General features: G+C 69.6%; 21 protein-coding genes. 12 read left to right on the forward strand and 9 right to left on the reverse strand.

Annotation, left to right across the window (positions count from 1 at the left end; all coding sequences use genetic code 11):
* Window positions 1-308 precede the first annotated feature (308 nt).
* The 11 genes from nuoE to ABD747_RS07125 all read left to right on the forward strand — a co-directional run bounded on the left by nuoE (window position 309) and on the right by ABD747_RS07125 (window position 14,260).
* Window positions 309-1,076, forward strand: coding sequence for an NADH-quinone oxidoreductase subunit NuoE (gene nuoE, locus ABD747_RS07075; protein WP_425562499.1), 768 nt, complete (start codon window positions 309-311; stop codon window positions 1,074-1,076).
* A complete protein-coding gene (gene nuoF / locus ABD747_RS07080) occupies window positions 1,069-2,388 on the forward strand; it encodes an NADH-quinone oxidoreductase subunit NuoF (RefSeq protein WP_344802808.1) in 1,320 nt (439 codons plus the stop codon). The genes nuoE and nuoF overlap by 8 nt, the downstream gene beginning before the upstream one ends.
* Before the next feature lie 82 nt (window positions 2,389-2,470).
* The gene (locus ABD747_RS07085; RefSeq protein ID WP_344802810.1) at window positions 2,471-5,002 is read left to right on the forward strand and encodes an NADH-quinone oxidoreductase subunit G; all 2,532 of its coding nucleotides are present in this window, start codon (window positions 2,471-2,473) and stop codon (window positions 5,000-5,002) included.
* Complete coding sequence (gene nuoH / locus ABD747_RS07090; RefSeq protein ID WP_425562494.1) at window positions 4,999-6,366, forward strand: NADH-quinone oxidoreductase subunit NuoH; 1,368 nt, start codon at window positions 4,999-5,001, stop codon at window positions 6,364-6,366. Before ABD747_RS07085 ends, nuoH begins: the two co-directional genes overlap by 4 nt.
* On the forward strand, window positions 6,367-6,948 hold the full coding sequence (gene nuoI, locus ABD747_RS07095; RefSeq protein WP_344802812.1) for an NADH-quinone oxidoreductase subunit NuoI: 582 nt from the start codon (window positions 6,367-6,369) through the stop codon (window positions 6,946-6,948).
* Window positions 6,945-7,838, forward strand: coding sequence for an NADH-quinone oxidoreductase subunit J (locus tag ABD747_RS07100; RefSeq protein ID WP_344802814.1), 894 nt, complete (start codon window positions 6,945-6,947; stop codon window positions 7,836-7,838). Before nuoI ends, ABD747_RS07100 begins: the two co-directional genes overlap by 4 nt.
* Entirely contained in the window at window positions 7,835-8,134 is a 300-nt protein-coding gene (gene nuoK, locus ABD747_RS07105) for an NADH-quinone oxidoreductase subunit NuoK (RefSeq protein WP_344802816.1), read from the forward strand. Before ABD747_RS07100 ends, nuoK begins: the two co-directional genes overlap by 4 nt.
* Window positions 8,135-8,141: 7 nt before the next feature.
* Window positions 8,142-10,085, forward strand: coding sequence for an NADH-quinone oxidoreductase subunit L (gene nuoL / locus ABD747_RS07110; RefSeq protein ID WP_344802818.1), 1,944 nt, complete (start codon window positions 8,142-8,144; stop codon window positions 10,083-10,085).
* Window positions 10,086-10,098: 13 nt separating this feature from the next.
* Window positions 10,099-11,661: an NADH-quinone oxidoreductase subunit M gene (locus ABD747_RS07115; RefSeq protein WP_344802820.1), complete on the forward strand. Its 1,563-nt coding sequence runs from the start codon at window positions 10,099-10,101 to the stop codon at window positions 11,659-11,661.
* Complete coding sequence (gene nuoN, locus ABD747_RS07120; protein ID WP_425562500.1) at window positions 11,661-13,238, forward strand: NADH-quinone oxidoreductase subunit NuoN; 1,578 nt, start codon at window positions 11,661-11,663, stop codon at window positions 13,236-13,238. Before ABD747_RS07115 ends, nuoN begins: the two co-directional genes overlap by 1 nt.
* A 29-nt stretch (window positions 13,239-13,267) precedes the next feature.
* Window positions 13,268-14,260 carry a polyprenyl synthetase family protein gene (locus ABD747_RS07125; protein WP_425562495.1) on the forward strand — a complete coding sequence of 331 codons (993 nt, stop codon included), beginning with the start codon at window positions 13,268-13,270 and terminating at the stop codon, window positions 14,258-14,260.
* 181 nt (window positions 14,261-14,441) lie between these two features.
* On the opposite strand, the gene ABD747_RS07130 is transcribed toward ABD747_RS07125, so the two are convergent.
* Genes ABD747_RS07130 through ABD747_RS07145 form a run of 4 tightly spaced genes read right to left on the reverse strand, consistent with a single transcriptional unit; the run spans window position 14,442 to window position 17,144 of the window.
* The gene (locus tag ABD747_RS07130; RefSeq protein WP_344802824.1) at window positions 14,442-14,783 is read right to left on the reverse strand and encodes an L-rhamnose mutarotase; all 342 of its coding nucleotides are present in this window, start codon (window positions 14,781-14,783) and stop codon (window positions 14,442-14,444) included.
* Window positions 14,784-14,835: 52 nt separating this feature from the next.
* Window positions 14,836-15,285, reverse strand: a complete 450-nt coding sequence (locus ABD747_RS07135; protein ID WP_344802826.1) for a hypothetical protein — start codon at window positions 15,283-15,285, stop codon at window positions 14,836-14,838.
* 6 nt (window positions 15,286-15,291) lie between these two features.
* The gene (locus ABD747_RS07140; protein ID WP_344802828.1) at window positions 15,292-15,972 is read right to left on the reverse strand and encodes a response regulator transcription factor; all 681 of its coding nucleotides are present in this window, start codon (window positions 15,970-15,972) and stop codon (window positions 15,292-15,294) included.
* Window positions 15,969-17,144 (reverse strand): sensor histidine kinase, encoded by a 1,176-nt coding sequence (locus tag ABD747_RS07145; protein WP_344802830.1) that lies wholly within the window; start codon window positions 17,142-17,144, stop codon window positions 15,969-15,971. The genes ABD747_RS07140 and ABD747_RS07145 overlap by 4 nt, the downstream gene beginning before the upstream one ends.
* A gap of 218 nt (window positions 17,145-17,362) precedes the next feature.
* On the opposite strand from ABD747_RS07145, the gene ABD747_RS07150 reads away from it, so the two are divergent.
* Entirely contained in the window at window positions 17,363-18,091 is a 729-nt protein-coding gene (locus ABD747_RS07150; RefSeq protein ID WP_344802832.1) for a hypothetical protein, read from the forward strand.
* A gap of 30 nt (window positions 18,092-18,121) precedes the next feature.
* Here ABD747_RS07150 and ABD747_RS07155 read toward each other — a convergent pair whose 3' ends face one another.
* The 5 genes from ABD747_RS07155 to rarD form a co-directional block, all read right to left on the reverse strand.
* On the reverse strand, window positions 18,122-20,086 hold the full coding sequence (locus tag ABD747_RS07155; RefSeq protein WP_344802834.1) for a M13 family metallopeptidase: 1,965 nt from the start codon (window positions 20,084-20,086) through the stop codon (window positions 18,122-18,124).
* 70 nt (window positions 20,087-20,156) lie between these two features.
* A complete protein-coding gene (locus ABD747_RS07160) occupies window positions 20,157-21,464 on the reverse strand; it encodes a proline-rich domain-containing protein (RefSeq protein ID WP_344802836.1) in 1,308 nt (435 codons plus the stop codon).
* Window position 21,465: 1 nt separating this feature from the next.
* A complete protein-coding gene (locus ABD747_RS07165) occupies window positions 21,466-22,845 on the reverse strand; it encodes a hypothetical protein (RefSeq protein WP_344802838.1) in 1,380 nt (459 codons plus the stop codon).
* A 132-nt stretch (window positions 22,846-22,977) separates the two neighbouring features.
* Entirely contained in the window at window positions 22,978-23,688 is a 711-nt protein-coding gene (locus ABD747_RS07170; RefSeq protein ID WP_344802840.1) for a GAF and ANTAR domain-containing protein, read from the reverse strand.
* 13 nt (window positions 23,689-23,701) lie between these two features.
* Window positions 23,702-24,679, reverse strand: a complete 978-nt coding sequence (gene rarD / locus ABD747_RS07175; protein WP_344802842.1) for an EamA family transporter RarD — start codon at window positions 24,677-24,679, stop codon at window positions 23,702-23,704.
* Window positions 24,680-24,821: the final 142 nt, after the last annotated feature.

A 24,821-nucleotide genomic window follows, 5' to 3' on the forward strand; every position in this document is an offset into this window, starting at 1 on the left:
AGGTGGGCGGGGCCTCGTCCCGCCCTCCTCACTGCGCGACGTCGTACTCCGCCGCGCTCCGTCCGACTCTGCTCCGTTCGGAACGCCCGACCACGCCCTGACAAGGCCCCGCCCACCCCCGCGCTCCCTTCCCTCACCACTTCGCGCACTCGGGGGCTACTTCGCGCGTCGGGGACGGTGCGCGAAGTCGCGGTTGGGCGCGCGAAGTGGGGCGCGGCGGGCGCTCGGATGGTCTCGGTGGCAGGACAGGAGGCAGCGTGAGCATCACCGAACCCGCACCGCGTTCCGGCGGGCACGCCGGCGGGGACGTGGAGAGCGAGAACCTGGTCGGGCACGGGCATTTCGTCAGCCATTTCGACCAGCCGAGCCTGGACTACAGCCACCGCTCGACCCTGCCGCCGGAGACGGTCGAGGAATTGCACCTGATCGCTGCCCGCTATCCGCAGGCGCGGTCGGCGCTGCTGCCGATGCTGCACCTGGTGCAGAGCGTCGAGGGCCGGGTCACGCCGGCCGGGATCGAGGCCTGCGCCGACATCTTGGGGATCTCTGAGGCCGATGTCGCCGGGGTCGCCACGTTCTACACGATGTACAAGCGGCGCCCGGTCGGGGAATACCACGTCGGCGTCTGCACCACAGCGCTCTGCGCGATCATGGGTGGCGACGAGGTGCTCAGCACGCTGCAGGACCACCTCGGGGTCGGCAACGACGAGACCACCACCGACGGCAAGATCACCCTCGAGCACATCGAGTGCAACGCGGCCTGCGACTTCGCCCCGGTGATGATGGTCAACTGGGAGTTCTTCGACAACACCACCCCCGAGCGAGCCGTCGAGGTCGTCGACGCGCTGCGCGCCGGCGAGGAGGTGACCGCCACTCGGGGTGCGCGGGTCTGCACCTGGCGGCAGGCCGAGCGGGTGCTGGCCGGCTTCCCCGACGGGCGTGCCGACGAGGGCCCGACGGCCGGCGAGCCTTCGCTGCTGGGCCTGCGGATCGCCGAGCAGAACGGCTGGACGGCGCCGGGGACCCAGCCGTCGGACGAGCAGCAGCCCGACTCCGAAGGGAACGCGGATGCCTGATCCGTTGACGCCCGTGCTCACCGCCAACTGGGGCGACGAGAGGGCTTGGAGCTACGTGAACTACAGCCGGCGCGGCGGCTATCAGGCGCTGCGGAAGGCGCTCGCGATGGCACCCGCCGACGTGGTGAGCATGGTCAAGGACTCCGGTCTGCGCGGCCGCGGCGGCGCCGGGTTCCCGACCGGGATGAAGTGGTCGTTCATCCCGCAGGACAACCCGAAGCCGAAATACCTGGTGGTCAACGCCGACGAGTCCGAGCCGGGCACCTGCAAGGACATCCCGCTGATGATGGCCTCGCCGCACACCCTGGTCGAGGGCGTGATCATCTCCGCCTACGCGATCCGGGCGGCGTACGCCTTCATCTACGTCCGTGGCGAGGTGCTGCACGTGGTCCGCCGGCTGCAGCAGGCGGTCCGTGAGGCGTACTCGGCGGGCTATGCCGGCAAGAACATCCTCGGCACGGGCTACGACCTGGAGATCGTCGTGCACGCCGGCGCCGGAGCGTACATCTGCGGTGAGGAGACCGCCCTGCTCGACTCGCTGGAGGGTCGCCGCGGCCAGCCCCGGCTGCGCCCGCCGTTCCCCGCGGTCGCCGGTCTCTACGCCAGCCCGACGGTGATCAACAACGTCGAGTCGATCTCCTCGGTGCCATGCATCGTCGCCAACGGCGCGGACTGGTTCGCCTCGATGGGCACCGAGAAGTCCAAGGGAATGACGATCTATTCGCTGTCCGGGCACGTGGCCAACCCGGGTCAGTTCGAGGCCCCGCTCGGCATCACGCTGCGGCAGCTGCTGGACATCGCCGGTGGGATCCGGCCGGGCCACGAGCTCAAGTTCTGGACCCCGGGTGGGTCGTCGACGCCGATCCTCACCGCGGAGCACCTGGACGTGCCGCTGGACTACGAGGGGGTGGCGAGCGTGAAGTCGATGCTCGGCACCAAGGCGCTGCAGTGCTTCGACGAGACCACCTCGGTGGTCCGCACGGTGCTGCGCTGGACCGAGTTCTACAAGCACGAGTCGTGCGGCAAGTGCACCCCGTGCCGGGAGGGCACCTGGTGGCTGGTGCAGATCCTGTCCCGGCTGGAGGCGGGCCGTGGCGAGGAGGGCGACATCGAGAAGTTGCTCGACCTCTGCGAGAACATCCTCGGCCGCTCGTTCTGCGCCCTCGGCGACGGGGCGACCAGCCCGATCAGCTCGGCCATCAAGTTCTTCCGCGACGAGTTCGAGGCCGGCATGCACACCCCGGCCTGGGAGATGTTCCCGTACGAACGCAGCACGATCTTCGTCCGCGACACCGCGGGTGCGGGCGCATGAGCACCACACACCCCGAGTTGTCAGGTTCTCAGCTCGCTATAGCGCGCTCAGAACCTGACAACTCGGAAGAAGGGGGAGTCCGGTGACCGTCACGAGCAACGCCGGCGCCGACGTCGAGAAGCGCGAGGACCTGGTCACCCTCACCATCGACGACGTCGAGGTGAGCGTGCCGAAGGGGACCCTGGTGATCCGCGCGGCCGAGCTGATCGGCACCGAGATCCCACGCTTCTGCGATCACCCGCTGCTGGACCCGGTCGGCGCCTGCCGGCAGTGCTTGGTCGAGGTGCCAGACGCCGGCAACGGCCGGCCGATCCCCAAACCGCAGGCGTCCTGCACCCTCGAGGTCGCCCCCGGCATGGTGGTGAAGACCCAGGTCACCTCGCCGGTCGCGGACAAGGCGCAGCACGGGAACATGGAGTTCCTGCTGATCAACCACCCGCTGGACTGCCCGATCTGCGACAAGGGCGGCGAGTGCCCGCTGCAGAACCAGGCCATGTCCCACGGCTACGGTGAGAGCCGGTTCACCGACGTCAAGCGGACGTACCCGAAGCCGATCCACATCTCCGCCCAGGTCCTGCTGGACCGCGAGCGGTGCGTGCTCTGCGCCCGCTGCACCCGGTTCTCCGAGCAGGTCTCCGGCGACCCGTTCATCGCGCTGATCGAGCGCGGGGCGCTGCAGCAGGTCGGAATCTACGAGCGCCAGCCGTACGAGTCCTACTTCTCCGGCAACGTCATCCAGATCTGCCCGGTGGGCGCACTGACCAGCGCGGAATACCGGTTCCGCTCCCGCCCGTTCGACCTCGTCTCGGTGCCGAGCATCGCCGAGCACGACGCCTGCGGCAGCGCGATCCGGATCGACTACCGGCGGGGCACCGTGATGCGCCGGATGGCCGGCGACGATCCCGAGGTGAACGAGGAGTGGATCACCGACAAGGACCGGTTCGCCTTCGTCTACGGCCGGGGGCCGGACCGGCTCACCCGTCCTCTCGTCCGGGACGGAGACGTACTGCGTCCCGCGTCCTGGCCGGAGGCGATCGACGTCGCCGTCCGCGGGTTGAAGGCAGCGCTGGACGGGACCCTGAACGCGGAACCGGACGAGGTAGGGGGGGCCGGGGGGTCGTCCCCCCGCGAGAATTCAATCGGCGTCGGCGTGATCACCGGTGGTCGTCTCACGGTCGAGGACGCGTACGCCTATGGCAAGTTCGCCCGGACGGTGCTGGGCAGCAATGACATCGACTTCCGGTCCCGGCCGCACAGCCACGAGGAGGCGGAATTCCTCGCCCACGCCGTCGCCGGCCGGGGAGTCGCGTTCGGCACCGCGGGCGCGGTCACGTACGCGGATCTGGAGTCGGCGTCCGGCGTGCTGCTGGTCGCGCTGGAGGCCGAGGACGAGGCCGGCGCGATCTTCCTCCGGCTCCGCAAGGCGTTTCGGAAGCGGGGGCTGAAGTCCTGGACACTGGCTCCGTACCTCGGCAACGGGGCCCGCAAGCACGGCGCGACCCTGATCCCGACCGTGCCCGGCGACGAGCCGGCCACGCTGGACCGGATCGGTGCCGACGACCTCGACGCGGATGCGGTCATCCTGGTCGGCGAGCGCGCGGCGATCGTCCCGGGCACGCTGAGTGCCGTCCTGCGGCTGGCCGAGCGCACCGGTGCCCGGCTGGCTTGGGTGCCGCGCCGGGCCGGTGACCGCGGCGCGGTCGAGGCTGGCTGCCTGCCGAATCTGCTGCCGGGCGGTCGTCCGGTCACCGACGCCGCCGCGCGGGTCGACACCCAGGCCGCCTGGGGCCTCGACGTCCTGCCGGGACACGACGGGCGGGACGCGGACGAGATGCTGCGGGCCGCCGGCCACGGCGAGCTCGCCGCGCTGATCGTCGCCGGCGTCGATCCGAACGACCTGAGCGACCCGGAGTCAGCGCTGCACGGCCTGGAGAACGCAGGCTTCGTGGTCAGCATCGAGACCCGCCAGACGGCGGTGACCGAACGCGCCGACGTCGTTCTCCCGGTCACGCTGATGGAGCAGCGGTCGGGCACCTTCCTCGACTGGGAGGGCCGCGAGCGCGGCTTCGAGGCCGCCATCCCGCGGCCGACCGAGCTGACCGATCTCCGGGTGCTGGCCGCGCTCGCGGACGCGTTCGGCACCGACCTCGGCTTCCGTACGCCCGCACAGGCTCGGTCGGAGCTGATCGAGCTCGGCGCTTGGCAGGGTCCGCGGCGGATCGCGCCGGACACCTCGCCCCAGCAGTCGGTCAGCCCGGAGGGCGGTCAGGCGATCCTGGCCAGCTGGCGGCTCGGTCTGGACGAGAGCTCGGCGATGGCCGGCGAACCGCATCTGATGGCCACGGCCCGCCGCCCGGTGCTCCGGCTCGGCCCGGCCACGGCAGCGGACGCGGGGATCACGAATGCGGCGACGATCGGCACCGAGCGGGGCTCGATCACGCTCCCGGTGGAGATCGTCGACGACATGCCGGTCGGCGTGGTCTGGGCACCGACCCGGGCGCCCCGGCACGGGCTGGCGGAGAACCTGGCCGCGGTCGCCGGAGACCTGGTCACGCTGACGCCGGTGGTCGCCTCGCCGCCCAGCCACCACGACGCCGGAGGGAGCGAGTCGTGACGACCGTGCCACTGGATCTGACGATCTTCGGGGCCGCACCCTGGTGGGTCGTGCTGCTGAAGGCCGTCTTCGCGTTCGTCGTACTGCTGGTGATGACGCTGTTCACCATCTGGTACGAACGCCGCGTGGTCGCCTTGATGCAGCACCGCAAGGGCCCGAACATGAACGGCCCGTTCGGTCTGCTGCAGTCCCTGGCCGACGGCATGAAGCTCATGTTCAAGGAGGACTTCACCCCGACCGCGGCCGACCGGGTCGTGTTCATGCTGGCCCCGTTCGTGATGGCGATCCCGGCGATCACCGCCTTCGCCGTGATCCCGATGGCCGGTCCGGTGCAGGTTCCGTTCACCGACATCGTCACCCCGCTGCAGGTCACCGACCTGCCGGTGTCGGTGCTGTTCATCGTCGCGGTCGCCTCGATCGGCGTCTACGGGATCGTGCTCGCCGGCTGGTCGTCGGGGTCGACGTACTCGCTGCTCGGCGCGCTCCGCTCCAGCGCCCAGGTGATCAGCTACGAGGTCGCGATGGGTCTGGCCCTGGTCGCGGTGTTCCTCTACGCCCATTCGCTGTCCACGTCCGAGATCGTCGCCGCTCAGGCGCAGGTGAACCACCTCGCCGTGGGCGGGCTGAACATCCCACTGCCCAGCTGGTACGCGATCACCCTGCTGCCGTCGTTCGTGATCTATCTGGTCTCGATGGTCGGCGAGACCAACCGGGCGCCGTTCGACCTGCCCGAGGCCGAGGGCGAGCTGGTCGGCGGATTCCACACCGAGTACTCCTCGATGCGCTTCGCCATGTTCTTCATGGCCGAGTACATGAACATGATCACCGTGTCCGCGCTGGCCACCACGCTGTTCCTCGGCGGCTACCGGGCGCCGATCCCGTTCAACCTGATCCCGGCCATCGACACCGGCTACTGGGGTCTGCTCTGGTTCATTCTCAAGGTCTTGTTCTTCCTGTTCATCTTCATCTGGCTGCGCGGAACCCTGCCGCGGTTGCGCTACGACCAGTTCATGCGCTTCGGCTGGCGCTGGCTGATCCCGATCTCGCTGGTCTGGATCGTCGCCGTCGCCACCTTCCAGATCGCCCGGGCCGACAACTGGTTCGCCAGCCCGGCGGCGAAGATCGTCGCGGTGGTGATCGTGATCGCCCTGATCGCCTTCGCCTTCTTCGGCGGCAAGGACCAGGCCGAGCCCGAACCCGTGCCCGAGAGCACGGAGTTCGATGCCTTCGCCGGCGGCTATCCGGTCCCTCCGCAGGGCGACCAGGTGCTGCCCGAGCTGGCCGGGGTGGTCTCCGCAACGGCCGACGAGGCGCCGCCGGGACCACCCAGACGCGACACCGACGATGTGGACGGGACGACATAGATGGGCATCTTCGACCCCATTGCGGGCTTCGGCGTGACGTTCAAGACGATGTTCCGCAAGACCTTCACCGAGGAATACCCGAAGGGTCCCAAGATCACCGCGCCGCGGTTCCACGGCCGGCACCAGTTGAACCGGTGGCCCGACGGCCTGGAGAAGTGCGTCGGCTGCGAGCTGTGCGCCTGGGCCTGTCCGGCGGACGCGATCTACGTCGAGGGCGCGCAGAACACCGACGAGGAGCGGTTCTCCCCGGGCGAGCGCTACGGCCGGGTGTACCAGATCAACTACCTGCGCTGCATCCTGTGCGGGCTGTGCATCGAGGCCTGCCCGACCCGCGCGCTGACCATGACGAACGAGTTCGAGCTGGCCGACGACAGCCGGGCAAAGCTGATCTATGAGAAGTCGGAGCTGCTGGCACCGTTGTTGCCCGGGATGGAGCAGCCGCCGCACGCGCGCAGGCTCGGCGACGACGAACAGACCTATTTCCTCGGTCTGCCGGCCACCGGCCTGCCGGACGAGCGTGCCGGTTCCACCAGCGGCTACGAGCCGCGCAAGATCAACCAGGGACTGAAGGGGAAGCGATGATCGGGCTCGTCCCCCTGGCCACCGGAGCACAGGTGGCGTTCTGGCTGCTGGCGCCGGTGATGATTCTCGCGGCGCTCGGCCTGATCTTCGCCAAGAAGGCGGTGCACTGCGCCCTCTGCCTGGCTACGGTGATGATCTCGCTCGCGGTGCAGTATGCGGCGCTGGAGGCGCCGTTCCTGTTCGTGGTGCAGATCATCGTCTACACCGGCGCCATCTTGATGCTGTTCTTGTTCGTGCTGATGCTGGTCGGCGTCGACACCGCGGACTCGCTGATCGAGACCATCAAGGGTCAGCGAGCGGCTGCCGCGGTCGCCGGGATCGGCGTCGGCTGCCTGCTCGTGTTCGCGGTGGGCAACGCGATCGTCGGCCAGCCGGTCGGCCTGGACGACGCCAACAGCGCCTACGGGGGCAACGTCCAGGGCATCGCCGCACTGATCTTCACCCGTTACGTCTTCGCCTTCGAGGCCACGTCCGCGCTGCTGATCACCGCCGCCGTCGGGGCGATGGTGCTGGCGCATCGCGAGCGGCTGACCAAGAAGAAGGGCCAGAACGAGTTGGTCGCCGAGCGGATGCGGCGCTATGCCGACGCCGGCGAGCACCCCGGCCCGCTGCCGACGCCCGGCGTCTTCGCCCGGCACAACGCGGTCGACACCCCGGCCCTGCTGCCCGACGGTTCCATCGCGGAGCGGTCGGTGTCGGCCACGCTCAAGTCGCGTGGGGAGATCCTCGATGCCGCCGAGCTGGTCGCCCCGGTCCGGCGGACGGTTCGGGCGATCGCCGGCGAGGACGAGGATCCGTCGGCCCGGGAGCCGTACGCCGGCACCCGGCTCGATCACAGCCCCGAGCTCGCGCCCGGACCGGCGAGCTCCGGATCGGAGGAGTCGCGGTGAGCCCGACGTACTACATCGTCTTGTCGGCGATCCTGTTCACGATCGGCACGATCGGCTTCATGGTTCGCCGCAACGCGATCGTCGCGTTCATGTGCGTCGAGCTGATGCTCAACGCCGCGAACCTGTCGCTGGTCGCGTTCTCCCGGATGCACGGCACGCTGGACGGACAGGTCGCGGCCTTCTTCGTGATGGTGGTCGCGGCGGCCGAGGTCGTGGTCGGGCTGGCCATCATCGTCACGATCTTCCGGACCAGGCGTTCGGCCTCGGTCGACGACGCGAACCTTCTGAAGTTCTGAGGCGGGGATGAATCTTCTCGAAGTCGTCACCCCGGTGCCGCCCACCGGCCTGTTCGACTACGCCTGGCTGATGATCGCGGTGCCCGCGGTCGGCGCCGCGATCCTGCTGCTCGCGGGCCGGGCGAGCAACGCCTGGGGGCACCTGCTCGGCGTGGTCACGCCGTGGATCTCGTTCGTCATCGGCGTTGTGCTGTTCGCGAACCTGCTCGGCCGGCCGGTCGCCGAGCGGGCGGTCGACGTGCCGCTGTTCTCCTGGATCCCCACCGGTGGCTGGGACGTGAACGTCGGGCTGTGGATCGACCAGCTGTCGATCCTGTTCGTGCTGCTGATCACCGGCGTCGGCGGGCTGATCCACATCTACTCCATCGGCTACATGGCGCACGATCCGGACCGGCGCAAGTTCTTCGCCTTCTTGAACCTGTTCGTGGCCGCGATGCTGCTGCTGGTGCTGGCCGACAACTACCTCGCGCTGTTCGTCGGCTGGGAGGGCGTCGGCCTTGCCTCGTACCTGCTGATCGGGTTCTGGCAGCACAAGCCGACCGCCGCGACCGCGGCCAAGAAGGCGTTCGTGGTCAACCGGGTCGGCGACATGGGCATGTCGATCGCGATCATGCTGATGCTGGCCACCTTCGGGGCGTCGTCGTTCCTCGCGGTGAACGAGGGGATGCCGAAGGTCAGCCCGGCCACCGCGACCGTGCTCGGCCTGTTGCTGCTGCTCGCCGCCTGCGGGAAGTCCGCGCAGGTGCCGCTGCAGTCCTGGCTGCTGGACGCGATGGAGGGCCCGACCCCGGTCTCGGCCCTGATCCACGCGGCCACCATGGTGACCGCGGGCGTCTACCTGATCGTCCGCAGCGGCGCCGTCTTCGCCCAGACCGAGGCGGCCTCCACCGTGGTCGTGATCGTCGCCACCGTGACCCTGCTGTTCGGTGCCTGGATCGGCTGCGCCAAGGACGACATCAAGAAGGTGCTGGCCGGGTCCACCATGTCCCAGATCGGCTACATGATGCTGGCCGCCGGGATCGGGCCCGCCGGCTACCCGTTCGCGATCTTCCACCTGCTCACCCACGGCTTCTTCAAGGCGGACATGTTCCTCGGTGCCGGCTCGGTGATGCACGGCATGGACGACGACGTGAACATGCGCCACTACGGCGGCCTGGCTCGGGTGATGCGGGTCACCTTCATCACGTTCGCCGCCGGCTATCTGGCGATCATCGGCTTCCCGTTCTTCGACGGCTACTACTCCAAGGACCCGATCATCGAGGTCGCGTTCGAGCACAACACGGTGGTCGGTCTGCTGGCCATGCTGGGTGCGGGGGTGACCGCGTTCTACATGACCCGGCTGATGCTGATGACCTTCAGCGGCCGGCGGCGCTGGCGCAAGTCCGAGGACGAGGCCGGCGACGGGCCGATCCGCCATCCGCACGAGTCGCCGCTGGTGATGACCGTCCCGCTGATCATCCTCGGCATCATGTCGGTGATCGGTGGTGCGTTGTTGAACAACTGGATCGGCGGCTGGCTGGATCCGGCAGTGGGTGGCGTCGAGGAGACCACGCCGAGCCTGCTGCACTTCTCGGTGCTCGGCCTCATCACGCTCGTGGTGGTCGCGATCGGTGTGCTGATCGCCTTCCTGATCTTCGGCCCGCGCAAGGAGATCCCCATGGTGGCGCCCGAGACGCGGTCGCCGTTCGTGCTGGCGGGCCGCAACGACCTGTACGGCGACGCGTTCAACGAGGCGGTGTTCATGCGGCCGGGTCAGCAGCTGACCAGCGGACTGGTGGCGTTCGACGACGGCGGTATCGACGGGGCCGTGAACGGCACCGCCGGCGGCATCGCCCACCTGTCCGGGCGGTTGCGCCGGGTGCAGAACGGTTTCGTCCGGAGCTACGCGCTGGCCATGGTGCTCGGCGCCGCGGTGGTCGGCGTCGTGCTGGTCCTCGGACGAGTGGGCTGAGGGGGGCGAGCCGATGTTTCCGTGGTTGACCGTGCTGGCCCTGCTGCCCGCCGTCGGCGCGCTGCTGCTGATCTTCGTCAAGGGTGGCGGCGCCAAGCTCGTCGCACTCGTGTTCTCCCTCGCCACGGTGCTGGTGGCGGCCGTCGTCGGGTTCTCCTACACCCCCGGCGGCGGAATGCAGTTCGTCGAGGACGCGGTCTGGATCGCACCGCTGGGCGCCCACTACGCCCTCGGCCTGGACGGCATCGGGCTCACCCTGGTGATTCTCGCCGTCGTCATCACACCACTGGTGATCGTGGCCAGCTGGCACGACTTCGACGGTGCTCCGCTGCGCTCCGGCACCCGCACCGCGGCGGGCGAGCAGCTCCCGCCCAAGTACGACGCCCGGGTCTTCTTCGCACTGGTGCTGCTGGTCGAGACCTGCGCGCTGTACCTGTTCCTGGCCACCGACGTGTTCTTGTTCTACGTCTTCTTCGAGGTCATCCTGATCCCGATGTACTTCCTGATCGGGGGCTTCGGCGGAGCTCGCCGGGCCTACGCGGCCAGCAAGTTCTTGATCTTCGGCCTGCTCGGTGGCTTCGTCATGCTGGCCTCGGTGATCGGGCTGTACGTCATCTCCGCCCAGGCCGGCAAGGCCAGCTACCTACTGTCGGACCTGATGCAGCTGCAGATCCCGACCGATACCGGTCGCTGGCTGTTCGTCGGCTTCATGTTCGCGTTCGCGATCAAGGCGCCGCTGGTCCCGCTGCACACCTGGCTGCCCGATGCCGCGGAGCAGTCGACCCCCGGCGGCGCGACCATGATGGTCGGCGTGATGGACAAGATCGGCACCTTCGGGATGATCCGGTTCTGCCTCGGCATCTTCCCCGAGGCGAGCCAGTGGGCAACCCCGGTGGTGATCGTGCTGGCGGTGATCTCGATCCTCTACGGCGCGATCCTGGCCATCGGCAGCAAGGACATCATGCGGTTGATCGCGTTCACCTCGATCAGCCACTTCGGCTTCATCGTGCTCGGCATCTTCGCCCTCACCTCGCAGAGCATGGTCGGCTCGACCCTCTACATGCTGAACCACGGGCTGTCGACCGCGACCTTGTTCCTCGTCGCCGGCTATCTGATCAAGCGTCGCGGCGCCCGCACGGTCGACGACTTCGGCGGGGTGGCGAAGGTGGCGCCGGTGCTGGCCGGGCTGTTCCTGTTCGCCGGCCTTTCCACCTTGTCGCTGCCGGGGCTGTCCAGCTTCGTCTCGGAGTTCATGGTGCTGGCAGGTACGTTCTCGCGCTACTCCGCGGTCGCGGTGGTCTCCACCCTGGCGATCGTGCTGGCCGCGCTCTACATCTTGATCATGTACCAGAAGACGATGACCGGTCCGGTCACGCCGGAGGTGGAGCAGTCGGTGACCACCGACCTGAACGCGCGTGAGCGGGTCGCCATGGTTCCGCTGGTCCTGCTCATCCTCGCCCTCGGCATCTATCCCAAGCCGATGCTGGACGCGATCACGCCCGCGGTGACCGCCACCATGCAACATGTCGGGGTCACCGATCCACAACCCACGATCAGCGCGGAGGGAGGCCGATGATGCCGGTTCTGGAGATCACCGCGCCCACCATCGAGTACGCGCTGCTGCTGCCGTTCATCCTCATCTTCGCCGCCGCCTGCCTCGGGGTCGGGGTCGAGGCGTTCGCCCCACGGTCGATGCGCCGGCCGATCCAGCTGCTGCTGGCCTTCGGCTCGATCGTGGTCGCGCTGCTGGTGCTGGTGATCAACTGGTCCAGCGGCAAGGGTGAGGCGATCACCGCCGTCGGTTCGGTGGCGCTGGACGGGCCGACGTACTTCATGTGGGGAATCCTGCTCGTGCTCGGCGGGGTGTCGCTACTGGTCTTCGACGAGCGCAAACTCGACGGCGCCAGCGTGTTCACCCCGCAAGCATCCGCCGTGCCGGGCAGCCCCGCCGAGCAGGAGGCGTTGGCCGCCCGCGTCGAGCACACCGAGGTCTTCCCGCTGGCGCTGTTCGCGCTGTCGGGCATGATGCTGTTCCCGGCGTCGAACGACCTGATCACCATGTTCATCGCGCTGGAGATCTTGTCGCTGCCGCTGTATCTGTTGTGCGGGATGGCCCGCCGGCGGCGCCTGCTGTCGCAGGAAGCGGCGATGAAGTACTTCCTGCTCGGCGCGCTGTCCTCGGCGTTCTTCGTGTACGGGGCGGCGCTGCTCTACGGCTACACCGGCTCGTTCGACCTGCCCGCCATCGACGCCGCGATGCAGGCCGGTACGCAGGGCTACGGCCTGCTGCTGGCCGGGATGGCGCTGATCGGAGTCGGGCTGCTGTTCAAGTTCGGCGCGGTGCCGTTCCACGCCTGGACCCCCGACGTCTACACCGGAGCGCCGACGCCGGTCACCGGCTTCATGGCGGCCTGCACGAAGATCGCCGCGATCGGGGCGCTGATGCGGGTGTTCTACGTCGGGCTCGGTGCCGCGCGCTGGGACTGGCAGCCGCTGATGGCGATCCTGGCGGTGGCGACGATGGCGCTGGGATCGGTGCTCGCCATCACCCAGACCGACGTCAAGCGGATGCTCGCGTACTCCTCGATCGCGCACGCCGGCTTCTTGATGACCGCGTTCGTCGGCGCCTCGCAGCTGGCCAGCGGCGCCCCAGCGGGCTCGCTGACGTCGATCTCGGCGGTGATGTTCTATCTGGTGGCCTACGGCGCGGCAACGGTCGGTGCGTTCGCGCTGATCACCACGGTCCGCGACGTGGGCGGTGAGTCGACGGCGCTCAGCGGCTGGGTCGGCATGGGCCGGCGCTCGCCGCTGGCCGCCGGGGTGTTCTCGGTGTTCCTGCTCAGCTTCGCCGGCATCCCGCTGACCAGCGGTTTCATCGGCAAATGGGCGGTCTTCGCCAGCGCCTGGACGGGTGGTGAGCACTGGCTGGTGGTGGTCGCGGTGGTGATCAGCGTAGTCGCGGCGTTCTTCTACATTCGGGTGATCGTGCTGATGTTCTTCACCGATCCGGTCGGCCCGGTGCCCGAGATCGCGCGTCCGGGTGCCGGAACGCTCGTCGCCGTCGGGGTTGGGGTGCTCGCTACTGTGGCCCTAGGCGTCTTCCCGGGTCCGATGCTCGCGCTGGCCCAGCAGGCGAGCGAGTTCGTCCGCTGAGACGCCGGACGACCTGAGGTAGGAGTGACGTGCTGGCCGAACGGACCCGAGACGATGCGCTCGAGCTGACGACCCGCGCCCACCTCGAGCAGGTGGAGACCGCCCTGCTGGAGGCGGCGACGGCGGACACAGCTCTGGTGACGGAGGCGGCCCGGCACGTCATCTCCGCCGGCGGCAAGCGGTTCCGGCCGCTGCTGGTGGTGCTCGCGTCGCAGTTCGGCCCGTCCGCGGTGCCCGAGGACGTGGTGAAGGCGGCCGTGGTGGTCGAACTCACCCACGTGGCCAGCCTGTACCACGACGACGTGATGGACGAGGCGCTGCTCCGCCGGGCCGCGCCGAGCGCGAACGCCCGCTGGGGCAACACGGTCGCGATCCTGGTCGGCGACTTCCTGTTCGCCCGCGCCTCGGATCTGGTGGCCGAGCTCGGCCCGGACTACGTCAAGCTCCAGGCCCGGACGTTCGCCCGGCTGGTGCAGGGCCAGATCGCCGAGACGGTCGGCCCGGGGGAGAGCGACCCGCTCGAGCACTATCTCGCGGTGATCGCGGACAAGACCGGTTCGCTGATCGCGACCTCGGCAGTGTTCGGCGCCAGGCTGGCCGGCGCATCCGCGGACGTCCAGGCGGCGCTTCAGCGCTTCGGCGAGGAGATCGGCGTCGTGTTCCAGCTCAGCGACGACATCATCGACATCACCAGCGACGAAACCGGCAAGACCCCGGGCACCGACCTGCGCGAGGGCGTACTCACCCTGCCGACCCTGCTCGCCCGTCGGGCGATCGGGCCGGATCCGATCGATCCGGCGGACGCCCGGCTGGGTGAGCTGCTCGGCGGCGACCTCGGCTCCGACGAGGCACTGGCCGAGGCCCTCTCGCTGCTCCGCGCCCACCGGGCCGTCGCCGAGGCGCGCGCCGAGGTGCAGCGCCGGGCCGCCGCCGCCCGCCGCCTGCTCGCCCCGCTGCCCGACGGCCCCGCCAAGGACGCCCTCGCCGAGCTCTGCGACACGGTCGTCACCCGCACGCGCTGAATCGCCTCGCTCGGCAAGCCTCGCTCCTGCACCCCGCGACGCGCTGCTCAGTGCTGGCCGCGCTCGCGCCCGGCCGTTCCGGGAAACTGTGCAGAAGATGCAACTCCGAAACGTTTCACCCTGCAGGAGCTGCACAGTTTCCAGGGTTCCCGAGGTGGTGGGCCAGCTGGTCAGCCGAGAATCAGCGCTCGTCGGCGGGGTCCCGGTGGAGCTGGAAGATCATCGGGAGGCGGTTCAGCGACTCGTCGACGCGGCGGCCCTCGTCGGCCTGCACCAGTGGCGCCATCTCCGCTTGCCAGCGCGCATTGATCGCCAGGCCATCCATGGCCGCGAGCGCCGCGTCGAAGTCGTCGGTCTCGAAGTAGCCGATCACCAGGCCGTCCGGACGAGCGAAGATCGAGTAGTTGTGCCAGCCGGCGTCCCACAGCGCCTGCCGCATTTCCGGCCAGACCTCGGCATGCCGCTGCGCGTACTCCGCCAGGCACCCGTCGCGCACCTGCAAGGTGAAGCAGACCCGTTCCATGGCACCAGTTTGGCGGGCCCGCGCTGTCGAGCGGTGGCGGGGACCAGGCGCCTCAGGCGGCACGCCGTTCGCTCGCGCTGACGGGACGGCGGGCGATCGGCGTGGCATCGACCGACGCCTCGGCATCGGGTCGACGCGCCGGTATTGTCGCGGCGGTGTCCGGGCTCGGGTGCATGGCGGCTGTCGCGGTGGTGGAATCGTGCACGATGTGCCCCTCGGACCGAGAACGTACGAACTCGGAGCCGGGCTGGCCGCGACGCTGACAATGCGCCCGAGGCACGGCGGTGGCCGCCCGCAGGCTGGTCCCCCCAACCACCGCCGTTGCCTCCCCCCGAGGCGACGCCGCTGTCGAAAAGAGAATATCGCGATGAGATGTCGGTGAAGTTTCGGTGAACGCCCGGGGCCGGATGATCTTCGCCACACCGAGCGCGGCGCCGGCGAGACCGGCAAGGGCGAGATCGACACGGGTGAGACCGACACGGGGTAACGGATCGGTGATCACCGGCGCTCAGCGCTCGCCGGCGCGGACCAGGCCGCTCTCGTAGGCGAAGGCGACAGCCTGCACCCGATCGCGCAGCGAGAGCTTCGCCAGCATCCGGGAGAGGTACGTCTTCACCGTCGCCTCGCCCAGATAGAGCCGGGCGGCGATCTCGGCGTTCGACAGTCCCTCGGCCACGAGCCGTAGCACGTCGATCTCGCGATCGGTCAGGGTCTGCAGCAGGGCGTGGGCGCGCGGGTCGGTCCGCGGCGCCTGAGCGAAGGACTTGATCACCCGGAGCGTGACCGCCGGGTCGAGCAGCCCGGCACCGGCGGCGACCGTGCGGATCGCGGCCAGCAGTTGCTCCGGCGGCGCGACCTTCAGCAGGAAGCCGCTGACGCCGATCCGGAGCGCCTCGGCGAGATAGCCGTCCTCGTCGAAGGTGGTCAAGATGATCACCTTGCTGGTGGAGCCGGCGAGGATCTGCCGGGCCGCCTCCAGGCCGTCGCTGCGCGGCATCCGGATGTCCAGCAGCACCACGTCCGGGCGCGACCGGCGCACCGCGGCGACGGCCTGGATGCCATCGGCCGCCTCCTCCACCACTTCCAGGTCAGGCTGATGGTCGATCAGCATGCGCAGCCCGGCCCTGATCATCGCCTCGTCGTCGGCGATCACCAGCCGGACGGTCTGCTGCTTGCCGGTCTCGGTCATCGGCCCTCTCCCAGCGGGAAGTAGGCGTGCACCGTGAAGCCGCCAGTCTCGGCCGCACCTGCGGCCAGCGTGCCGCCGAACATCGCAACCCGCTCGCGCATCCCCAGCAGGCCGTGGCCGCCGACGCCGTCGATCGGCTGCCGTGCGGACGTACCTTTCCCGTGATCGGCGACGTCGATGGCGAGTCCGTCTCTGTCGTAGGTCAGCGTGACGTCGGTGGACACCGGGCCGGCATGGCGCAGCACGTTCGTCAGGGCCTCCTGCAGGATCCGGTACGCCGACACATCGAGGGCGCGGGGGAGTTCGGGCCGGGTGCCGACCTCCCGCAGGCTGACCGGGAGCCCCGCGGCCCGCACCTCGGCGATCAACTCGTCCGCATTGGCCAGTGATGGTTGTGGCGCGGGCGATCCTTCGGGCGTCTCGCGCAGGATGCCGACCAGCGAGCGCAGTTCCTGGACCGACTCGCGCCCGAGCCGCTCGATCCCGGCCAGCATCTCCGCCTGTGGGGCGTCCGGCGGAAGAGTCAGCCGGACGGCGCCCACCTGGAGCGTCATCACGCTGACCGAGTGTGCGACGGCGTCGTGCACCTCCCGCGCGATCCGCTGCCGCTCCTGGACGACGGCGGTGCGCTGGGCGGCCTCCCGCTCGGCGTCCAGCGCCGCCGCGAGCCGCGCGAGCTGTTCGGCCCGTTCGTTCCAGCGACGGGCCATCAGCCCGACGCCCCATGACGCCCAGACCAGGCAGGAGAAGAACAGGTTCTCCCAGACGATGTTGAACGGCACCCCGGTCGCACCCGGCGACAACCGGGCGATCAGCACACCGAGGCTCGCCAGGATCTGTGCGGCGACCGGGGCGATCCAGGATCGTTGCGGGGGCCGGCGGTAGGCCGCCCAGCCAGGCATCAGGAAGAACGCGAGCACGCCGACGCCGGTCGGCCCGGTCAATCCGAGGGCCGTCGTCACCGGGAACATCGCCGAGACCACGATGCTCCCGACGATCGGGGCCCAGATCGCTACGATCGCGCCGGCCACCGCGACCGCACAGCCGGCGATCATCGCGGCGAGCAGCTGGTCGCCGGGCGGGTCCAGGGCGATCTCCGCCAGCCCGAGCACGGCGAAGCCCACCGCGGCAAGTCCGGGCGCCAGCCGGACGAGACGGGGTCGGATGCGCACGAGACTCACCCTAGGCAACTCATCGGCGGTTCGGGTCCGTCATACGGGGGACAGCTGGGCGGTCGATCGTCCCCCGTCCGGACGGCCTGCCCCCGCCGGCTTCCGTCGACCGGCGGACCGGGATCGAGCCGGCAGCGGGCAGCCTTGGCGATCCGATCTCCCTAGCGTTGTCGTTGTGCCCGATCCGGGCCGAGAAGTCAACGAGACAAGGAGAAATGATGTCCATCACGAGCGCCGAGACCACCATCGCCCGTCCCGCCCGTCCCGCCCGTCCTGCCCGGGCCGCCACCCGAGGCGGCGGTAGCGCCTTGGCCGTCGTCGGGGGCATCGCCCTGCTCGCCGGCCCGGCCCTGTTCGTCGCGGGCCTGGCCAGCTCGCCGGCGGAGACCGGCGACGACAAGATGTCCTACCTGGCCTCGCTGGCCCGCAACCCACTCCAGACCCAGGTCTCCGCGGTCCTGCTGCACTACGGCAACCTGCTGATGGGCGCCGGACTGCTCGTCCTGCCCTGGCTGGTGCGCGGTCGGCGCGGCGCTCGGCTCACCCTGATCGGCGCGCTGGTCGCTGCCCTGCTCCAGCTGAACCTGTCCGGGGCGCTGTTCACCGACTGGTTCCACATGGAGTTGGCTCGCCAGCTCCCGCTCGATCGGGCGGCGGCCATCTCGGACCAGGCGCTGGCGTACCCGTTGCAGCAGCTGTGCTTCGGCCTCTCCCCGCTGATCGCGGCCGGGCTGATCATGGCGTACGTCGGCCTCGCCCGCGCGGGCGTCGTCGGCTGGTGGAGCATCCCCGCCATCGTCGCCGGCTATGCGGGCATGCTGTTCCTGCCGTACTCGATTCCGATCCTGCCGGCCCTGGGCGTGCTGCCGCTGATGGCGGTGCTCGGCGTCACCGGTTGGCGGGTGCTCGGCCGGGTCAGGGCCGATCGCCGACCGACGGCGCACTGAGCACGAGGTCGCCGACCGAACGGGAGCGGGTCACCAGATCTTGACCCGCTCCTCGGCGGCGAGCCACAACGCATCGGAGGGCTGCACGTCGAACGCGGTGTAGAACTCCGGGACATTGCGCACGATCTGGTTGCAGCGGAACTCCGGCGGCGAGTGTGGATCGGTCGCCAGCCGCTGCTTCACCATCTCCGGCCGCGACTTCTGCTGCCAGATCGCTCCCCAGTTGAGGAACAGCCGCTGGACGTCGGTGTACCCGTCCAGCGCAGGAGTCTCGCTGTCGCCGCGGGCGATGGTGTAGGCCAGCAGGGCGATCGTGAGACCACCGAGATCGCCGATGTTCTCCCCGATGGTGAGCTCGCCGTTCACCCGCTCGCCGTCGGCGCCCTCGGGGGACAGCCGGGAGTACTGCTCGATCAGAGCCGTCGTCCGCTGTTCGAAGGCGGCCCTGTCCTCGCCGGTCCACCAGTCCCGTAGCCGGCCGTCACCGTCACAGGTGGAGCCCTGGTCGTCGAAGCCGTGTCCGATCTCGTGTCCGATCACCGCGCCGATCCCGCCGTAGTTCACCGCGTCGTCGGCACGCTCGTTGAAGAACGGCGGCTGCAGGATGGCCGCGGGAAACACGATCTCGTTCTTCAGCGGGTGGTAGTAGGCGTTCACGGTCTGCGGCGTCATCAGCCACTCGTCCCGGTCGATCGGCGCGCCGATCTTGTCGATCGAGCGGTTCAGCTCGAAGGCCGCCGTGCGCAACACGTTGCCGATCAGGTCGTCCGCGTGGATGGCCAGGCTCGAATAGTCGCGCCACTTCGCCGGGTAGCCGATGTGCGGCCGGAACTTGGCGAGCTTGTCCAGCGCACTGGCCTTGGTCTCGTCGGTCATCCAGTCCAGCTCGGTGATGGAGCGGCGGTAGGCCTCGATCAGGTTCGCGACCAGGGTGTCCATCCGCTCCTTCGCCACCGGGGAGAAGTGACGCTCGACGTACACCTTGCCGACCGCTTCCCCGAGCGCACCCTCGACCAGCGCGACGCCGCGCTTCCACCGCTCGCGCAGCTCGGGCGTGCCGGACAGCACGGTGCCATAGAAGCGGAACCGCTCGTCGACGAACGCGCTCCTCAGGTAGGGCGAGAGCGAGGTGACGATCTTCCACCGGGCCCAGCTCTTCCACGACTCGACGCGGTCGTCGGTGAGCAGCTCGGCCACCTCGGCGAAGAACGACGGCTGCGCGACGACCAGCTCGGCCATCGTCTGCTCCTCGATGCCGGCACCCGCCAGGAAGGTCCGGAACTCCAGGCCGGCCGAGGCGGCCTCGAACTCGGCCAGCGTCTGCAGGTTGTACATCGCCCGCATGTCCCGCGTCTTCACCTTGTCCCAGTGCCGCGCAGCGATCGCGCTCTCCAGGGCGAACACGGCGTCGGCCTGGGCGTCGGGGTCCGGCAGGCCGGCGAGCGCCAGCGACGCCGATACGTGCTTGCGGTATTCGTCGCGGATCGCGGCATAGCCGTCGAGCCGGTAGTACTCCTCGTCGGGCAAGCCGATCCCGCCCTGGCCGACGAACATGACGTAGCGGTTCGGGTCGCCGGGATCGGACTCCGCGTCGACGTCGATCAGGCCGGCGATCCCTTCCCGGAGGTGGATCCCGAGCAACCGGATCAGGTCCGCCGGTCGTTCGACCGCGTCGACCCGGGCGAGCAGCGGCCGGATCGGCTCGGCGCCGGCCGACTCGATCCGGTCGGTGTCCATGAAGCTGGCGTAGAGGTCCGCGATCTTGGCCGGCTCGGTGCCCGGCTCGCCCGGCTCGATGCCGGTGATGATGTCCCGGACGGCGGCCTCGGCATCGTCGCGGAGCTGCATGAACGATCCGGTCAGCGGCTTGTCCGCGGGAATCTCGGTCTCGGCCAGCCAGCGTCCGTTGACGTGGCGGAACAGGTCGTCCTGCACCCGGACCGCCTCGTCGAAGGTGGAGAAGTCGATCGCGGGCACAGCCGTGGTCTCAGTCACCCGCCGATGGTACCCACGGGCACGGACACGGCGGTCCCGTCAGCTCCAGTGGGCCCCTCGGCTGGCCCCTTCAGCTCCAGTAGACCCTGTCCGGCCGGGTGAGCTGGATCAGTGCCGTCCGCTTGTGGTCGATCCGCACCGTGCAGGTGCCCGAGCCGGCGCTGCTGCGACACCGGATCGTGCCGTTGACCCTGAACCGGAACGAGGTCGACGCCTCCAGTGTCGCGGCATCGAATCTCACCTTGGCCTTGCCGATCGGGTCGCCGCCCTGGCGTTTCCAGCGCAGCGTCTTCGCGTCGACCCGGTATCCACCGGGGTTGACCCCGAGCGGGCACCCGGCGGGATGGAGCTTGCGCTGCTTCATGCAGGACGTCACGCTCTTCCGGGCCGCGTTGCGGACCTGGTCGACGCCGACTTTGGTGAGCTGCAGCCGAAGGGCGGTCGTGCTCGGCGTGCGGGTGAGGCCCGCGACCGTCACGGACCTCGAGCTGAGGGAGGTGTATCTCGAGGCGCTGGCGAAGGCGTACGTGCCCGGGAATACGCCGGCCGTGGTCCGCGACAGCCGCACCTTGTTCACGACCACCGGGTTGCGGCCGTACGCGGTCGCGGTGGCAAGATCCAGCCAGGTGTACGTCCGTCCCAGCCGCCACTCGTCGCCCACCTTCACCACCGGCATCGACTCGCGCACAGCGGTCGCACCGATCCGATAGCTCACCGAGACGGTGCCGCCCCCGGGATCGGAGGTGTCCGTGACCGTCACGTCCCTGATCGGCGCGATCCGGTTCGACTCGGCCAGCACGGCCGAGGTGAGCAGCGCCTTCTCGTCCGGCCGGTCGACCCCGAGCGCGAGCGCGGCGTCCGCGTCGTTGCTGGTCAGCGCGGCGAAGTACGCGCGCACGGCATCGGCGGCCGTCGCGGACGGCGGCGCGGTGCTGAGGCCGCTGGACGGCAGCCCGCCGGAGGGGTTCGACGGCACCGGATCGGTGATCGGTTTGTCTCGTCGCCCGATCGCGATGCCGGCCACGATCACGATCAGCACAAGCGCGATAGCCCCGCCCGCAAGGGCGAGCACCAGCGCGGTCGACGATTTCCGTGGTGGTGGCTGACCACCGCCGGCCGGCGGCTGGGTCCAGCCCGCCGGCGGCTGCTGGTCTCGGGGCCCCTGAGACCAGGGCTGTTGGTAAGCGCCCGGTTGGTCGGGGCCTTGTTGGTCGGGTCGGTACGGGCCTTGTTGATAATGGCTGGGCTGGTAGCCGGGTGGTGGATATGGAGTGGGCGCGCCTGCCTGGCCGCCGGGAATGGGGTCGTACCAGCCGCCGGCCGGCGGCTGGTACGGCGGTTCCCCGGACGGCTGCCCCGGTGGCTGCTGGTCGCTCATCTCAGCCCTGGAACGTCACCTTGATGTTGTCCTGGCTGACGTCGCTCTCCATCTGCACGTAGCGGTAGAGCCGCTGCGGTTGGAACGTGCCCGGCTGCCCGTCCTGGCTGCCATTCGCCGTGAAGGTGAAGGTCATCGATGCCGCCGCCGTGGCCGTGGCCGGGTTCTGATAGTCCAGTCGCGGCTTGAGGTTGGCCCACGGGTTGCCGGTCAACTTCCACTGGATCGTGCTCGCGGTGACCTTCTGGCTGGACTTCTTCGTCAGGGCGAACGGGCAGCCCTTGGGCGCCAGCTCCTTCTTCGCCACGCACGCGGCCATGGCGGACTTGGCGGCCTTGACGAAGGCCTGGCTGCCTGCCTTGGTCAGGGTCGGGGTCAGCTCGATCGGCACGTAGTCCTGCGGACTCTTGATCACGACGGTGCTCTTGGCGCCGTAGTCGATGTTGGTCAGCCCGCTGGTCACCGCGTACGAACCCGGCAGCAAGGTGATCTTGTCCGTGGTCACATTCACGCCGTTGATCAACATCGGTACGGTGTTGCTGCGGACCGATCCGAGGTTCACGTCCTGGGTCGTGTCGCCCAGCTGGAAGGTGTCGCCTTCCTTGCTGACATAGAAGGTCTCGTTCACCTGCTGGTCGCCGATCTTGTACGTCGCCGCGACCTCGTAGGCGTTCTCGTCGGTGACCTCGGGGACGTTGATGTCGGTGATCGGCGCCCGCTTCAGCGAGTCGGCCAGCACCGCGTCGGTTAGGAATGTCTTGTCCGCCGGCTGGTCCTTGCCGAACGCGAGCGCCGCCTCGGCCTGTCCGGCCGCCAGCGCATCCAGATAGCCCTTCACCGCGTCCGATGCCTTGGTCGCCTCTGCGGCGGGCGCGCTCGACCCGGGGCCCTCGCCGGCCACCGGCTTGCCGGCGCGGCTGAACAGCGCGAACGCGCCGACGATGATCAGGATCAGCGCCAGCACACCGGCGCCGACGATGATGGCGATCTTCGGCACGCCCGACTTCTTCGGCGGCTGGCCGGGCCCGCCCGGCTGCGGGGCGCCGCCGTAGGGCGGATAGCCGGGGCCACCGGCCGGTCCGCCGGGTCCGGGCGCTCCCGGCCCGCTGCCCGGAATCGGCCCGCTGCCCGGAATCGGCCCGCCGCCCGGGATCGGGTTGTATCCGGCTCCGCCGTATCCGCCGGCACCTTGCGACCAGCCGGGCTGGCCCTGAGCCGGTGGTGGCACCGGCTGGCCGTAGGGCTGGTTGGGCTGGCCGTAGGGCTGGCTGGGCTGGCCGTAGGGCTGGTTGGGCTGCCCGTAGGGCTGGTTGGGCTGCCCGTACGGCTGGTTGGGCTGGCGCGGGTCGGGACCTGACGACGGCGGCTGCGGATTGCTCACGGATGTGGTCTCTTTCCGGCGCGTGACCCGCGGTGCTGGTCGGGTGTCGACCGACCCCGCGGGCGGCCGGTGACGGGAAAACCCTAACCGAGCGGTGGGTCAGCCGCGGAGAATTCGTACGTCTCGCACAGGTCAGGCCGAGCGGCCCGGGTCCGCAACGACTCGGGCCGCCAGCTCCCGCAGCCGGGTATTGGTGTTCTGCGAGAGGGTGGCCAGCCGGCGGAAGGCGTCGTCCGCGGAGATCTGGTGCCGGGCCATCAGGATGCCCTTCGCCTGCTCGATCACTGCCCGTGAGCGCATGGCTTCCTGCAACTGCCGAGCCAGCTCCTCGGCGCTGTCCAGATGATCGGCGTTCGACACCGCGAACGCCGCATAGCCTGCGAACCGCTCCGCGAAGGTCACCGCCTCGTCGGAGAACGGTTCGTCGCGGGCACTGTAGAGATTGAGGGCGCCGGCCGTCCGGTATGGCACGAGTAGCGCGACTGCCGCGGTATGCGTCACCCCGGCCCGAAGCGCCGCGTGGGTGAACTCGGGATAGAGCGGCTGATCGGCGCGATGATCCAGGATGATCGTCGCGCCCGTGCTGGCCGCGTCCAGGCAGGGACCGAAGCCGGATTCGTACTGCCGCTCGTCCAGCTGGACCGCCAACGGGCTGGTGAACACCATGGTCTTGGGTCGGTCGTTGTTGATCACGGTGACGGAGGCCTCGTCGACTCCGGGGACGACCCGCTTGGCCAGCTCGCCGACCTGACGGAGCGTCTCGGTCAGGCTCTGGTCGCTGAGATTCAGCCGGGCGAGCTCGGCGAATGCCGCGTCCGGCTCGATCGCCTCGAAGGTCGTCATCTGACCGATGTCCTCACTCCCAACTCCGACCGACAGAGCCTATGTCACCGGCGTCGCTCCCGTGGCCGATTGCGTCCCGGTCGTCGCGACGTCGGCGGCGGGCACGATGCAGACCGTACGCGCTCAACACCGCCAGCGCCGCCCAGACCAGCCCGAAGCCGATCCAGCGTCCCGGTGACATCGCCTCGCCGAAGTACACCACGCCGAGCAGGAACTGAAGGGTCGGCGTGATGTACTGCAGCAGCCCCAGCGTGCTGAGCGGGATCCGGGTGGCGGCGGCAGCGAACAGCAGCAGCGGCACGGCCGTGATCGGTCCGGCCAGGATCAGCAGCGCGGTATGACCCGCGCCGCCCTGACCGTAGGTCAGCTGGCCCTGGAAATGGAGGAGAAGCAGGTAGCCGAGCGCGAACGGGGCCAGCAGACCGGACTCCACGGTGAGGGTCTCGACCGCACCGGCGTCGAGCCGGTTCTTGATCAGCCCGTAGGTCGCGAAACTGGCCGCCAGGGTCAGCGCCACCCAGGGCGGATGGCCGTAGTCGACGGTGAGCACGACGACCGCGGCCACCGCGAGCCCGACGCTCACCCACTGCAGTCTGGCCAGCCGCTCCTTCAGCAGCACGACCCCGAGCACGATCGAGAGGATCGGGTTGATGTAGTAGCCGAGCGCGGCCTCCACCACCCGGTCGCTGTTCACCGCCCAGATGTAGATGCCCCAGTTCAGCGCGATGGTGATCGAGGCGGCCGCCAGCAGCGCGGTGTTCCGCCGGTTCAGCAGCCTCCGCCAGCGTGAGCGCGGGACCAGGAACACGGACAGGATCAGCGCGGTGACCAGCGACCAGATCACTCGGCTCGCCAGGATCTCCAGCGGCCCGGCCGGCTTCAGCAGTGGCCAATAGAGCGGAAACAGACCCCAGATCCCGTACGCCCCGATGCCGTAGAGAACGCCCCTGTTGTCCGGCTCGCGCCCGCTCCGCGCCCCCTTGACTCTCACTTTCTCCCTCGCTCACAGCCCCGGCCGAGCACCGCTGCCGCGATCCGGCACGGCTGTTCGCTCGGTCGGAAGTGAGAGCCGGGCGCTTCGCTACCCGACGCTCGCCGGTGTTGGTCCGGCTCGCGCCCGCTCCGCGCCCCCT

The organism is Microlunatus ginsengisoli (genome assembly GCF_039537205.1).
GTDB classification, from domain to species: Bacteria; Actinomycetota; Actinomycetes; order Propionibacteriales; family Propionibacteriaceae; genus Microlunatus; species Microlunatus ginsengisoli.